Source organism: Solimonas fluminis, assembly GCF_002930645.1.
Taxonomy (GTDB): domain Bacteria; phylum Pseudomonadota; class Gammaproteobacteria; order Nevskiales; family Nevskiaceae; genus Solimonas_A; species Solimonas_A fluminis.
This window is the reverse complement of record NZ_PSNW01000010.1, coordinates 81,589-94,014: the sequence shown is the minus strand read 5'-3', so window position 1 is coordinate 94,014 and position 12,426 is coordinate 81,589. Positions and strand designations below refer to the sequence as shown.

Genomic DNA, 12,426 nt, shown 5'->3' with positions numbered 1-12,426 from the left:
GAGCCCAGTGCCAGCACACAAGAAGCCCGGGGCCGCAGCCAGGAGTCTGCTTTAGAGGGGATGGCCGTATTCCACGGCGGCAAGCGCTCGCTTCACGACCTGCCATCCGCTCTCCGTGTCTAGCAAATCCCTCGGTGCTGCCCCGCCCAATGCAACGTTGGGCGTTTCAAGCCACCGGGCCGCGTACTGCGCGTCCTCGAAGACATTGAGGGCTTCGGCCAAGGCGTCGTTCCAATGGGTGGGCTTGGTCATTCCTGATTGTGTACCTGGCCGCTCCGCGCACGCCAGCCTGAACCAACAAACGAAGCGGATGCGGGTTTCGCCCCGACGCCGCTGGGTTCAGTAAGCGTTCTGCATCTCGTCATCCCTCCGCCTGAGCGTTTCTCCCACCGGAGCCGCCGTTCGCTCCGTGCTTGTGCGCGCTTCCAGCCCGACGCCCCACCGACGAGCGGCGCCTACGGCCGCGCCGCATCGACGCCGGGGCATCGCCGGCGTTGCCGGCCTGCGGGGCTGGACCCGTGCTCGCCCGGATCGGCGTTGTGGCCATGCCAGGTGCGGGGCAACTGAGCCCCGCACTGGTGCCACTACATATCCAGACGCGGCGGATACCGCAGGGCTGTGATGGCAATGGCCATAACGTTATCGGCCATAACGTGATCCATAACGTTATGGCCTCTGTCACGGAGGTGCACATGAGTGTTTCTTATGAGTTGGTGGTTCAGGTTGTGGAGGAACTGAAGCGCAAGGGCGAGAGGGTGTCAGTCCGGACGGTGCACGCCGTGATCAAGCAGGGCTGGGTCTCCATCCAGCAGCACCTGCAGAAATACCGGGAACAAGCGGTCTCTGCAGACGAGGCAGAATCGGCCGAGCTGACGCCAGCGCTCCTGAAGCTCCTGCGTGAAGAGGTCACCAAGCACCGCAGAGATGCGGTCGCGAAGTCCGCTGCGGAGCTGGAGGTTGCCCGCGAGGAGGTTGAAGACCTGCTCCGGGAAGCCGAGCGGTTGACCGCCGAGGTCGAGACCGCCACGTCCAATCTGCGCGCGGCGGAGGTGGAGCGCGAGCGCATGGCCGGGGAAGCGGGGCAGTTGCGCGCCCACGCCGAGAAGCTGCAAGAGCGGCTCGATGAGGAGCGCGCCGCCGCTGAGCAGGGCCGGGTGAACCTGGCCCGGGCCCGCCTCCAGATGTCTGGCAACGAGGATTTGATCCAGGCGCTGCGGCAGGACATCGATGCCCGGCGCGCCGAGGTCGAGGCCGAGAGAACCAGCCGGGTGGCCAGCGACAAGGATCGGGCCGCCGCGACTGCCGCATTGGAGGCCCTGCAGGATCGCCTCTCGGATCTCGTAGGCCGTGTCCAGGCCGCGGAAGCGGAGCGGGCCACGCTGCAGAAGGGCTTGGAGTCCGAGCGGGCCTTGCGGCATGCCGCGGAGCGCGAGCGCGATACCGCTGTGGAAAGGGCGACCGCCGCCGTGGCGCGCGCGGAGGATCTGGCCACTCGCGAGCGGGAACTGCGTACCAGGCTCTGATCGTCGTCGAAAGACCTTAATCCCGGGTCGTCCGCTTCCACCGCAGGTCATTCATGCCTTTGCCGTGGCGCTGGCTTCGCCGGATTACCAGTCTCCACCCTAGCAAAACGGGGCGTGAGGGTTTCTAAGACCGCGGATACCGCGCTTACGTACAAGCATTGTACGTAAGCATTCGGAAGGTACGAGATGGGCAGGCCCGCTGAAGTGTCGAAAGAAGCCGTAATGAACGCCGTGTTCGATCTAATGGTGCAGAATCGCGCCCTGACCATTTCTGCCGTTCGCGAACATGTGGGAAAGAGAGGAAGTAATTCGACGATTCTTCAATGGATGCATGAGTGCCGTGAAGAAATTCGCAGGAAAGTGCTCCTATTAGTTCACATGAAAGCTGGAAACGCGGAGTTGATCCGAGACCTCATTGAGCAACTGGTCTGGCGAATGGTCATAAAATTGGAAGAAGATACTCGGAATGCAGCATCAGCTGAAATTCTGGCCATGAAAATAAAGGAGCAATCAACAAATAGGTCTCATCTTGAAGCCTACGTTGAGAAATCAGCGCGGGACTCAGAGCGCGAAGAAGCTCTCCAGTTGCTGCTTGTCGAATACCAGGAGGTAGCGGATCGCGCGTCCGCCGGCGAGAAACTCATCAGCCAACAGGCATCCGAGATTCAGCGCCTCAGGGCCGAGCTCGAGTCGAAGCCCAAGGCATCCAGCTCTGAGCCAGTTTCACCATGAGGGGGAAGTAACGTCGATTAACCGCCCTCTAAGACCCTACTGATTGCCGATACACAATCAGTGAACGGGCGAGCCACCCATCACTGTAGTCAATGGCAGCGGCTCCGCGGCCTCGGACGTAGCCAGCTTCATGGCCAATTTATTCGCTCGCAGGTGAGCGTATCGCTTGAGCATGCTCAGGGTCTTGTGGCCGGAGATCGCGGCGATCTCCATGTCCGAGAGGCTCGTCCTCTCAAAGAAGCGGCTGATCGCCTCGTGCCGCAAGTCGTGAAAGCGCAGCCCTTTAATGTCAGTTCGGGCCATTACCCGCGTGAACATTAGCCGAATCGATTCCGTGGGGCCGAAGACCAAACCGTCGTTCCGGCGTGCAAGTGTTGAGAGCAACCGCACAAGGTGCGGCCACAATGCCACCGTGCGCGCGCTTCCGTTCTTTGTAGCGGGAAGTAAAATGGTCGCTTGCTCTAGATCGACGTGCTTCCATTCGCATCTGCCAATCTCACTCAGCCGCATGCTGCTCCCCAGTGCAAACCGGATCACTGCGGAGATCGGAATTTCTGGCGCGCAGTCGAGTTCGTAGGACCGAGCCGCCTCAAGGAGTTTCTCCTCCTCCCCGATCTCCAGCCGCCTCTCCCTAGGCTTGTTTTCCCGGCGACGGATGCCCCGCGTGATTGGATTGACGAGGCCGACGTATTCCCACTCAGCGACGGCCACGGTGTACAGATGGCTGATGCGAGCCAACTCGCGATTCATCGTGGAGCCGGTGATCGGCTTTTCGACCGGATCGGAGGGTTTCATGCGACGTTGTACAAGCGCTTTCATGTCAGACGGCGCGATGTCGCAAAGCGGCTTCTCGCACAACACGGCTTCCCGCGCTAGAAATGCCTCGATGAGGCGCTTTTCGCTTGCAGCCGATTTTTTTTGCGGCGTGATTTCAGCCAGATAGCGCTTGAACCCGGCGCGAAGCGTTACTTCCTGGGAGGCAAGCCAAGCGTTGGCGGCATTCGCCGCATCCGCTTTCAATAACCCCTGGATCCAGGCTTCAGCTTCCCCGGCGGTCGAGAACGTCTTGCTCTTCTCCCGCCCGCCGACCGTGACCGCCGCTCGGAACTGCAGCGGCCCCCGATGCCTAATGCTTCCCGTCTTCTTTCGCGCCACGCTCGCTCTCCAATGGAAAGCGGGTATCCGCAGGGCAACGAAACGATCAAACCGGCCAAAACAGCTCGGAATAAACGGCCAGAAAGTCGACACAGTAATGGCCAGCCGATCGACGACTGAGGCCAAGTCACTGATTTAGAGAGGGAAAACGGGTAAAGGTAATGGAGGCCAGGGTCGGAATTGAACCGGCGTACGCGGATTTGCAGGCAGATCGTAGCCCATCCCGCCGCTTCCGGCGCCGCAAAATCCGAAGAATTCCGCGCCGCTACACGCCTCCACAACTGCAGATAAATTATAAAGCGTCCGGATGCGGATTGCTGGTGAATAGCTCGCCCTGAACCCCGTTTTGCGCAAATTCCGGGCCTAATTCGGCCTCAAAGGCAGTGGCATGGACCGCCAGGGTCCGGGTGTCGAGGTGGGCGTAGCGGTTCACCATCGACGCCGATTTCCACCCACCGGCCTGCTGCAGGACCAGCATCGGCGTCCCTCGCTGCGCGTGCCAACTGGCCCAGGTGTGCCGCAGATCGTGCCAGCGGAAGTCCTCGAGGCCCAGGCGCCGTAGGGCGCCGTACCACGTCTCATGCGGAGGGCGCTGCAGGCGCTTCCCTGCGGTGCTGAACACCCACGTAGCATGCTGGCCGCGCCGACCGTCCAAGATCCGCCGCAGGCGCGGCGTGATGGGCAGGCACAAACCCGCCCTGCCCTTCATCTCCCTCGCGCTGACCGCGATCAGGCCGGCCCGCAGATCGACGTGGGTCCACTTCAGGCCCGAGACATTGCTCCAGCGCAGGCCGGTCAACAGCGTGAGCTCGGCCATGTCCCGCAGCGGCTGGCGCAGCTGGTCCAACAGGGCGTTGGCCTCTTCTCGCGTCAGCCAGCGCACCCGGGCCGGCGGCAGCTTTAGCGGCTTGATTCTCGGTGCCCGCTCGATCCATCCCCAATCAGCTGCGGCAGCCATGATCGTCTGAACGATGCCGGCGACATAGTTGGCGCTGCGAGGTCCGGCGCCTTCCTCAAGCTTGGCGGCGCGAATCGCGTCGATGGTGTGCCGGCTGATATCCACCAGGCGGAAGCCGGCGAGGTGCGGCCGCAGCCATGCCAGGATGCCCCGCTCGCGGCGGACGGTGCCCTCGGCGCGGTGCTGGCCCTGCAGGGCCCACCGACGCACCGCGTCCTCCCACGTCGGGGACGGCGGTGCTGCAGGAATTGGAAGGGGTATCGGGGCGGTCCGCAGGGCCCCTCGGCGCCGGGAGGCCCGAGCCGGCTGCTGTTTTTGTTCTCCCATGGAGGGAGCGTACCGGGGAAGCCGGGAGGGTGCGAACCACCCCTAAAGGGCGTCTGCTGCTGGAACTGTGATTTTGTCGTCAGTTCGATCGAGCATCGCCTAATCCAGCGATTCGCCCGGGCACACCGTCGGGCGCGGCGATGCCAGCTGGAGCTACTTCACGCGCCGCATCAACAGGGAGTCGATGCGGCGGTGGGCGGTGTCGGCAGTTTCCTTCACCTGTTCGACCTGGCTGTGCAGGTTCTTCAGGTCGGCGCGGATGGCGCCATAGCCGACGCCGAGGGCGGCGGCGGTGGCCAGGAAGCGCAGCAGCAGGTCCAGGCCATCAGCCAACGTCATGGGCGCCCTTGCGCTGCACCAGCGGCTTGATCAAGTCCCAGAAGCCGATGGCGGCCAGCAGCAGCTGCGCCACGGCGTTGACGATATCGGTCGGCGGGGCCACGGAGGCCGAGGTTCCCACGGCGCCGAGGATCGTGGAGCCCTTGAGGACGGTGAAGAGTCGGGTCATCGGATGTAGTCCAGGCTGAAGTTGAAGGGATCAGGAAGCGGCTTGGATTCGTAGCGCCAGGGGATGCCGCTGGTCCCGCTGGTGCCATAGTCGTAGGACGGCGGAGCGGTCCATGACTGGCTCGGGGCCGGCGCCCCACCGCCGGCCCAGCCAGGCAGATTGGCGGCAGGCGCCGACCTCGTTCCCTTACCGCCGCCGTTGGCGAGGGTTGCCGGCGTCGAGTACCCCGCAGGCAGGTTTTCTTCCATGTGGAAAACACCGTAGAGCCAGGTGCCGAGGGAATCAGGGCCGGGGATGATCGCGTCGTTCACCCAGCTGCCAGCTTGGGACACCTTCTCGCCCACAGACCCCACAGCGCGCCGCGTGAGCCAGTAGACGCCGCCGGCCGTCGCTGCGGCCAGCAGGGCGTACCACACCGGATCGGGCACGCTGCGGAGGTTCACGCCAAGCTCACATCGGCGCCGATCTGCGCCACGTAGTTGACGTTCTCGGCGGGCCGGGCCTTGGTGCCGATGATCTGGCCGGAGCCGTTGCGCTTCGGCCAGGCGCCGTTCTTCAGGAAGTAGCTGATGTTGCCGGGCCCGCCGTTGTAGGCCGCGACCGCCCAGGACCAGCTGCCGAACTGGCGGTACAGCTGCCGGAGGTAGCGGGCGGCGCCATCGGCGGCGCTGGTGACGTTGAGCGGATCGACACCGAGATCCCGGGCCGTCGCCGGCATGAACTGGAACATGCCCACGGCGCCCGCGCTGCTGCGGGTCTTGCCCGTGATGATGTCCTCGCGGAAGCGGCTTTCCTGATACGCCACGCGCATCAGCAGGTCCGGGGGCACGCCGTGGCGGGTGGCAGCGGCGGCGATGATCGAGGCGTACTTCGCGCCCTTGGCTTTCCAGTCGGTCACGAGATCCTCCACGGCGTAGAGCGCCGAGGTGAGGGGGTCGGCTTCTGCCGGGGGTGCCGCCCAGCTGGCAGGCTCGGCCGGGCTCGCCGGCGCCGACGAGGCGAGATCTCGTCGGCGGGCGATCCCCCAGGCCGCCACGCCAGCGGCAGCGATGATCGAGAGAGCGAGCAGGCCGCGCACGTCACACCGCCGATCCGTCGGCATCGCGCCAGACGGCGCCGTCAGACCAGATCGGCAGCTTGAGCGTGAGGTCATAGAACGCCACGCCCTCGCCGTAGGCGACGGCACTCGGGCGGGCGACGGTCGTGGCCTTGCCGGTGCGCATGCCGAAGGTGGCCGGCGCGCCGATCACGCCTGCGGCCAGGCGGTCGAACGTCACGTCGATGGCGCTCGTGCCAGGGCCGGCGCCGATCTTCGAGCCCGCCAGCGTCCAGCGCGGATTGGCTTCGCCCTGGACGGTCAGCGAGATCGCCGTATCGGCGGACGCGACCGGCGACAGCGACAGGTTCCGGCCCACGAGCTTGCCGTTGATGCAGCCGCCCCAGTCGCCGGCCACCGAGTCGAGGATGTAGCCCGGGCCGGTGCCCTGGTCCTGCTCGTACTGGTTGGCAATCACCATGTCGATGTTGAGGCCGTCGTTCGCGGCTTCCAGCACGCCGCCGGTTCCACAGGTGGTCGCCGGGTCCAGCACGGCAGACGGATGCTGCCGCCGCGCCTGGAACACGGTTCCGACCGCGTTGCTGGGCGCGGCGATGCCGACTTGCGCCGGGATGAAGTTGGCGCCGCCGGCATTGGCCTTGATGCGGTACCAGTTGCCCAGCACGATGTTCGCGGCGTTCGTGACGGTCGGCCGGAAGGCCGCCGACAGCACCGAGATTCCACGCAACTGGCGGCCCAGGCCGATTTCCGCGCGGAAGTCGTCCGCCACGCCCGACAGCTTGAGGTTGTGGGTGTTGTAGAGGATCCCGCCGACGCGCCGGTAGTTCGACTGCGTCGGCGCCGAGGCGCCGCTGTCGTAGCCGCCGTTGCCGTCCAGCACGAACTTGATATCGCTGTCCGACAGGGTCTTGGTCAGCGTTCCCAGGCGGACGCCGTTGCTGCCGTTCTCCTGGATCTCCATGTCGCCGTACAGGCGACGGCCGGACAGCAGCACGGCGCCGTCGTCGGTGCCGATCGTGGCCTGGTGCGGGACGACCAGGTCCAGCGACGTGGTGTAGTCGTCGCGCACGTTGAGCCGGCGGCACAGGTAGACCTTGATGCCGGACCGGTGCACGTTGGCGCCGCTTTCGATCCAGCCATGGTTGACGCAGTTGCCGACGTGGACGTCATGGATTTTGCTGTCGGTCAGACTGGTCCAGTCGGTGCCGTTGCCGTCGCAGACCGACACGTCCAGGCCATTGACGCGCAAATCCCACAGGGCGTTGCCGGCGCTGAGCGTGACCAGGGCATTGCCGCCGATCAGCAGGTGATTGCCGTTGTCGTCGGTGATATCGGCGCGGGCGTATTCCTTGCGCGTGCCGTAGGGACCGCCGATGGCGCCGGCCTTGTAGCCGGCGAGGTTCTGGATGCGGATGCTGCGGAGGTCGCGGGCCTGGCCGCCCGCGTCGGATTGCAGCAGCAGGCCGTTGCAGATGCGGCGCTGGCTCTGCGAGATGCCGGAAATGGTGAAGTTGCGGATGCTGCTGCCGCTGCCGATCCAGCGCAGGACGTAGCTCGTGGCATCGGCGGCATCGTTGCCGCTGGGCTTGAACACGAGATAGGTCTCGTTCTTCCCCATGCCTTCGAGGTTCACGCCGGCCTTGTGTTCCAGATCGCGCACGCCGTAGAAGCCGGCGCCGAGCTGGAGCCGGCCCATGCCGCGCGAGACGATATCGTCCTCGGCGGCGGTCAGCATCGGCGTGTTGTCGGTCACGCCGTTGTCGGCCTTCGCGCCCCACTGCGCCGCGTGCCACTGGCCGTTCCAGGGCCGCAGCCAGCGGCCGGCGCCGACGCCCACGGCGGCGGGCTTGAACACCGATCCGCCGTTGTGCGCAGCCACCGAGGCGGAACTCCAATAGACCTCGCCGCCGCCGCCGTCGCCTTCGGCGTAGTAGCCGCACATCCAGACGAGGACGGAGCGGCCCGGCGTCAGCACCGACACCGGCAGCGCCAGCAGGGCGGCGACGTTGGCCACGCGCGCCATGACGTCGCGCACGGTCAGGCCGCAGAACAGGCTGACGGTATCGCCGCCGAGGCCCTGCGCCGGATCGGCGAGCTTGGTGGCCAGCACCTTCGCGGGCCGGGTCGGCGACTTGTGGAGCCTCAAGGCGCGAGCTCCACGTCCAGATGCACGGTCACCGCCACGCCGTTCGGGTTGTGAGCCCACACGGCCGGGCTGCCGCCGCACTCGACGGCGTCATCAGGCTGCACCACCAGGCCATGGGTGCCATCGACGGCGGAGTCGCCGACGCGGATCGGTCCCGCCGCGGCTTCGTCCAGCTGCACCATGGCATTGAGCCGATCCGCATCGACGCCCAGCAGCTGCACCGAGGCGCCGGCAGCGATCACCACATCATCCGGCGACTGGCGCAGGGTCGGCTTGGCGAAGGTGACGTTGACGTCGCCATCCAGCGTCGCGCGGCCGTCGAGCGGCACCAAGCCGCCGCCGGTGTATCCGAGCGCGATCAGGACGTCCTGATCCGTCTCGGACATGATCGAGACTTTCTTGTAGAAGCGGACCGGCATGCCCTGCGCCACACGGCGCTGGATGATGTCGCTGTCATCGAAACGCAACTTCACAGGGCCGGTGGCTTCCACGATCAGGAAGTAATCACCGTTCACGTCCTGCCGCTGCCACACGCCCGCTTTGAGGCTGAGCGGGTAGTCCAGCATGCCAAATTCGGCTTCCATCAGGAGGTCCCTTGGTTCTGCGCCCAGAAGATCACGGCCACCAGCGCCAGGGCGCCGAGGGCCAGGTACATGAACTGCTGCCGCGTCTTCTCGTCGGCTGGCGTCTGCGCCTTGCTGACGGTGTTGAGCGACTGGTTGTAGGCCGACGTCAGTGCATCGGCGGTCGTGGTGTAGCTGCGGGTGGCCTTGTCCAGCGCGGCCGTGGCAAAGCCGAAGCTGCGCTCCGACTCGGCCTTGGCGAAGTCGAAAGACCCGGCGATCGCGTTCTGATCGAGGAAGTTGAAGGTGCTCTCTTTGCTGCTGCCGGCGTTGACCGACAGTGAAGAGACCGGGCCGGCCGCGTCGCCCGCGACGCTGGCGCCGGCCGAGGTGTCGGTGACGTTGGTGGTTTGGCTTTGCTTGTTGCCGCCGCCGAAGAGACCCATCAGGCACCGCCCTTGATCTTGGCCAGGACGATGCCGCCGACGACGACGGCGCCCAGCAGCAGCCAGCCGACGTTAAAGTCGAGCGAGACGCCCGTGGCGCTTGCGGGCTTGGCGAAGTTGAAGGTCGCGCCCGTCTGGATGTTGGTAGGGCCGGTGTTGAAGCCCAGCGCGGACGAGGTGTCCAGGCTGTAGCCGCCGCCACCGCCCATGAATCCCGAGAAATCCATGGGGGCTCACTTCGCGAGCTTGTAGGCGGCGAAGCCCGCCAGGGCCAGACCCCCGAAGATCAGCCAGGACGGGATCTGCACCTGTCGCGGTACGGCCACGCTGTAGCTGGAACCGGCACCCTGCCCGTCCCGCTCCCGCGCCGCCTGATCGGCGGCGTAGTCGCGGGACAGGTCAGGCTTGCCGCCGCCGAACACGCCGGCCTGCGCCAGCTGGGCGGCGGTGCCGCCCAGCTTGTCCAGCAGGCCGCCCACGGACTGCAGCCACGACGGCTGCGTGCCCGGGTTCTGCGGGGTGCCGACCGGCAGGCCGGTGGATTCCGCCAACGGCGGCAGCGAGAAATCGAAGCTTCCGCTGCCGCCGTAGATGCTGCCGAAGGCGCCCATGGGCCGGACCTCAGTTCAGACGGCCGATGGTGAACACGTAGGCCGGAGCGGTCACCGCCGCGCCGAACGTCGGCTTCCAGATCAGCGTGTTCGCCTTGCCCGCGTCCAGGGCGTCGGCCATGTTGCCGTAGCCGTTCTCACGCGTGTCGAAAACGAACCAGCCGGCCTGCGGCGTGCGGACGCCGTTGGCCTGGATGCGTTCGTTGATCACCACCGAGCGGTCGAACATGTCGACGCCATTGCGCTGCACCAGCAGGTTGCTGATCTGGTTGGTCTTGAAGAAGACCTGCGTGCAGTAGCTTTCGCGGCCGCTCTTGGTGTCCACGATATCGTTGAACGCCTTGACGCCGCCCGACTGTGCTTCGACGGTGGTCTGTCGCACGAAGGGGAACCAGGGCGCTAGGCCGGCCACCGCATCGCGGACCACGCCCATGGCGAGGATGCCCGGGTTGACCACGGTGTTGTCGAGCTTGATCTCGACGCGGATGCTCGGAATGACGGTGCCATCGGCGTACTTCACGCCGACATGCACCGCGGTGCCTTCCTCTTCCGCCTGGTCGAGCATGCCCGGCGCCGCGAACGGCACGTAAAGCAGGCCGTTGGCGCCCATGGGCGCGAGCTCGAAGTACTGGTTGATGGCGTCGAGGTCCGGGCCGGTGAAGGCCATGGCTTCCGTGTCGCCGTAGAACACGCGCAGACTTTCGATCTGCGCGGCAGTGACGTTGGTGAAGTCGAACAGGATGCCGTGGAAGGCATGCGCCTCCACGATCCGCAGCGTGGCCTTCTGGTTCACGCCGACGCCGGAGATGTTGTTGAGCGGGATCGTGCGGCGCATGTCGATCAGGCCTTCTTGGCGACGACGTTGCCGACCGGGGTGTTGTTGGCCAGGTAGAGCGCGACCAGCACGCCCAGGGCGGTCAGGCCGACACCCATCAGGGTTTTCTTGTCCATGTGAATCTCGGTTGGGTTGCAGGATTGCGGCCCAGAGATTCAGCGCGCCGGGGGCGGCGCGGAAGGGGGTTATATATATCCCCGTTGACTACGGCGAGGCGGTATGACTGGCCACCCTCGCCGGCTCTGTCGATAGGATCTGCTGTTGATTGGCCAGGGCCAGGGCCTCAGCGATCACGGCCCTCTCAGCTGCCGGCATCGCCGCGAAGCGCGAGGCCCAGCGGTCGCGCTTCCGCTTGATCCGTTCGCGCTCCCGGAAGTTGCCGCCGAGGTATCGCGTGTCGTGGAAGGCGGCGCCGGGCAGGAAGTTGCACCACACGGTTTCGACACGTGGCCCGCCCCGGGTCATGGTCCGGTAGTCCTCGCTCCACCAGCTGGCGAGCGCGGCATCGTACTCCGCGCAGCGATAGCCGGACAGGATCACGTGGCACTTCAATTCCTGCAGCATCGCCAGGAGCAACGAGTGGTGATGGGCGTCGAGCTCATGGTTGTAGAGCTTGGCCTTTGCCCGGGTGGCCGGGTGATACGGGGGATCGAGGTAAACGAGATCCGACACCGTCAGATTCAGCGAGGGCACTAGGTCGAGGGCATCGGCAACCCGGTACTCGGTGCAGGGCTGCCGCTGCAGCTGGTGATAGCGGATCAGATCGGCATCCACGTCGGCGACGATGGAGGCCTCGGCGGGGCGCTTGGCGTAGAACACGGCGCCGCCGCCGAGGAAGGGCTCGATGTAGCGGCGGTGCGGGGGCATCAGCGAGATGATCCGCTGCACCACGCCCGCGCCGCCCTTGCCGCCCGGGTACCGCATCAGCGTTTCCGGCGAGGGTTGCCGGCGCGGACGGCCTGCGGCTTGGTGCTGTACGTGACCTTGCCGGTCCGCATGTTGCGCTCGATCCACTGGTACCCGGTCAGCGCGGCCACGTCGGCGGCGGGCACGTCGAGCAGCTTGGCCATGGCCACCCGGTCGGCCTCGGTGTTCAACCGGCGCGTGTGGATGGACGACAGGCAGCCCACCAGGGTCTTATCGATCTCGGCCACGCGCTGGGTAACGCCCAGTGGCCGGATGCCGTAGCCGCGCCCGGCCGTGGTGATGCGGTGCCAAGCGGCCGCAGCCTTGCCCTGCCGCGTGACGGCCGACAGTTCCTCGGCAACGAAGCGGCAGCTACCGCGCTCCCAGACCACACGGCACACGAACTCGAAGAGGTCGGGGTCCGGCGATCCGTGGAAGGCGACACGGCCAGGGCCGCGCGCCAGGCGCACGAACTCGGCGATGTCGTAGGTGACGATGAAGCCGGGCACGTCGTGGTACTCGTTCTTGTAGTCCCAGACGAGGACGTCACGCTCGCCCTTGAGCCGCTTTATCACCTCGGTGCTCTTGCCGGTTTCCGGCGCCCCGGCTACGAGCTCGATCTGCGCCGGCAGGCTGTTGTCGGGCTTGCGCATCGGCGA

General features: G+C 66.0%; 17 protein-coding genes. 2 read left to right on the top strand and 15 right to left on the bottom strand.

What is annotated here, in order from left to right; all coding sequences use genetic code 11:
* Nucleotides 1-51: 51 nt before the first annotated feature.
* Nucleotides 52-252 (bottom strand): MbcA/ParS/Xre antitoxin family protein, encoded by a 201-nt coding sequence (locus C3942_RS16940; protein ID WP_104231546.1) that lies wholly within the window; start codon nucleotides 250-252, stop codon nucleotides 52-54.
* Between the two features lie 266 nt (nucleotides 253-518).
* Here C3942_RS16940 and C3942_RS16935 point away from each other — a divergent pair, with 266 nt between their 5' ends.
* Together C3942_RS16935 and C3942_RS16930 are read left to right on the top strand one after the other, a co-directional pair.
* Nucleotides 519-1,523 carry a DNA-binding protein gene (locus C3942_RS16935; RefSeq protein WP_133164332.1) on the top strand — a complete coding sequence of 335 codons (1,005 nt, stop codon included), beginning with the start codon at nucleotides 519-521 and terminating at the stop codon, nucleotides 1,521-1,523.
* A 222-nt stretch (nucleotides 1,524-1,745) separates the two neighbouring features.
* A complete protein-coding gene (locus C3942_RS16930) occupies nucleotides 1,746-2,255 on the top strand; it encodes a DNA-binding protein (RefSeq protein WP_165797500.1) in 510 nt (169 codons plus the stop codon).
* A 57-nt stretch (nucleotides 2,256-2,312) separates the two neighbouring features.
* On the opposite strand, the gene C3942_RS16925 is transcribed toward C3942_RS16930, so the two are convergent.
* The 14 genes from C3942_RS16925 to C3942_RS16860 form a co-directional block, all read right to left on the bottom strand.
* A complete protein-coding gene (locus C3942_RS16925; RefSeq protein WP_104231543.1) occupies nucleotides 2,313-3,410 on the bottom strand; it encodes a site-specific integrase in 1,098 nt (365 codons plus the stop codon).
* A gap of 292 nt (nucleotides 3,411-3,702) precedes the next feature.
* On the bottom strand, nucleotides 3,703-4,578 hold the full coding sequence (locus C3942_RS16920) for a tyrosine-type recombinase/integrase (protein ID WP_114409771.1): 876 nt from the start codon (nucleotides 4,576-4,578) through the stop codon (nucleotides 3,703-3,705).
* A 270-nt stretch (nucleotides 4,579-4,848) separates the two neighbouring features.
* Nucleotides 4,849-5,034: a hypothetical protein gene (locus tag C3942_RS16915; RefSeq protein WP_133164331.1), complete on the bottom strand. Its 186-nt coding sequence runs from the start codon at nucleotides 5,032-5,034 to the stop codon at nucleotides 4,849-4,851.
* Nucleotides 5,021-5,203, bottom strand: coding sequence for a hypothetical protein (locus C3942_RS16910; protein ID WP_104231540.1), 183 nt, complete (start codon nucleotides 5,201-5,203; stop codon nucleotides 5,021-5,023). The genes C3942_RS16915 and C3942_RS16910 overlap by 14 nt, the downstream gene beginning before the upstream one ends.
* Entirely contained in the window at nucleotides 5,200-5,646 is a 447-nt protein-coding gene (locus C3942_RS16905) for a hypothetical protein (RefSeq protein WP_104231539.1), read from the bottom strand. Before C3942_RS16905 ends, C3942_RS16910 begins: the two co-directional genes overlap by 4 nt.
* Nucleotides 5,643-6,281 (bottom strand): transglycosylase SLT domain-containing protein, encoded by a 639-nt coding sequence (locus C3942_RS16900; RefSeq protein WP_165797499.1) that lies wholly within the window; start codon nucleotides 6,279-6,281, stop codon nucleotides 5,643-5,645. The genes C3942_RS16905 and C3942_RS16900 overlap by 4 nt, the downstream gene beginning before the upstream one ends.
* A gap of 1 nt (nucleotide 6,282) precedes the next feature.
* Nucleotides 6,283-8,406, bottom strand: coding sequence for a putative phage tail protein (locus tag C3942_RS16895; protein WP_104231537.1), 2,124 nt, complete (start codon nucleotides 8,404-8,406; stop codon nucleotides 6,283-6,285).
* The gene (locus C3942_RS16890) at nucleotides 8,403-8,990 is read right to left on the bottom strand and encodes a hypothetical protein (protein ID WP_104231536.1); all 588 of its coding nucleotides are present in this window, start codon (nucleotides 8,988-8,990) and stop codon (nucleotides 8,403-8,405) included. Before C3942_RS16890 ends, C3942_RS16895 begins: the two co-directional genes overlap by 4 nt.
* The gene (locus C3942_RS16885) at nucleotides 8,990-9,415 is read right to left on the bottom strand and encodes a hypothetical protein (protein WP_104231535.1); all 426 of its coding nucleotides are present in this window, start codon (nucleotides 9,413-9,415) and stop codon (nucleotides 8,990-8,992) included. The genes C3942_RS16890 and C3942_RS16885 overlap by 1 nt, the downstream gene beginning before the upstream one ends.
* On the bottom strand, nucleotides 9,415-9,642 hold the full coding sequence (locus C3942_RS16880) for a hypothetical protein (RefSeq protein ID WP_104231534.1): 228 nt from the start codon (nucleotides 9,640-9,642) through the stop codon (nucleotides 9,415-9,417). Before C3942_RS16880 ends, C3942_RS16885 begins: the two co-directional genes overlap by 1 nt.
* 6 nt (nucleotides 9,643-9,648) lie before the next feature.
* Nucleotides 9,649-10,026, bottom strand: coding sequence for a hypothetical protein (locus tag C3942_RS16875; RefSeq protein ID WP_104231533.1), 378 nt, complete (start codon nucleotides 10,024-10,026; stop codon nucleotides 9,649-9,651).
* 10 nt (nucleotides 10,027-10,036) lie between these two features.
* Nucleotides 10,037-10,861, bottom strand: a complete 825-nt coding sequence (locus C3942_RS16870) for a major capsid protein P2 (RefSeq protein WP_104231532.1) — start codon at nucleotides 10,859-10,861, stop codon at nucleotides 10,037-10,039.
* A gap of 204 nt (nucleotides 10,862-11,065) precedes the next feature.
* On the bottom strand, nucleotides 11,066-11,785 hold the full coding sequence (locus C3942_RS16865) for a DNA adenine methylase (protein ID WP_104231531.1): 720 nt from the start codon (nucleotides 11,783-11,785) through the stop codon (nucleotides 11,066-11,068).
* Nucleotides 11,785-12,420 (bottom strand): hypothetical protein, encoded by a 636-nt coding sequence (locus C3942_RS16860; RefSeq protein ID WP_104231530.1) that lies wholly within the window; start codon nucleotides 12,418-12,420, stop codon nucleotides 11,785-11,787. Before C3942_RS16860 ends, C3942_RS16865 begins: the two co-directional genes overlap by 1 nt.
* Nucleotides 12,421-12,426 lie beyond the last annotated feature (6 nt).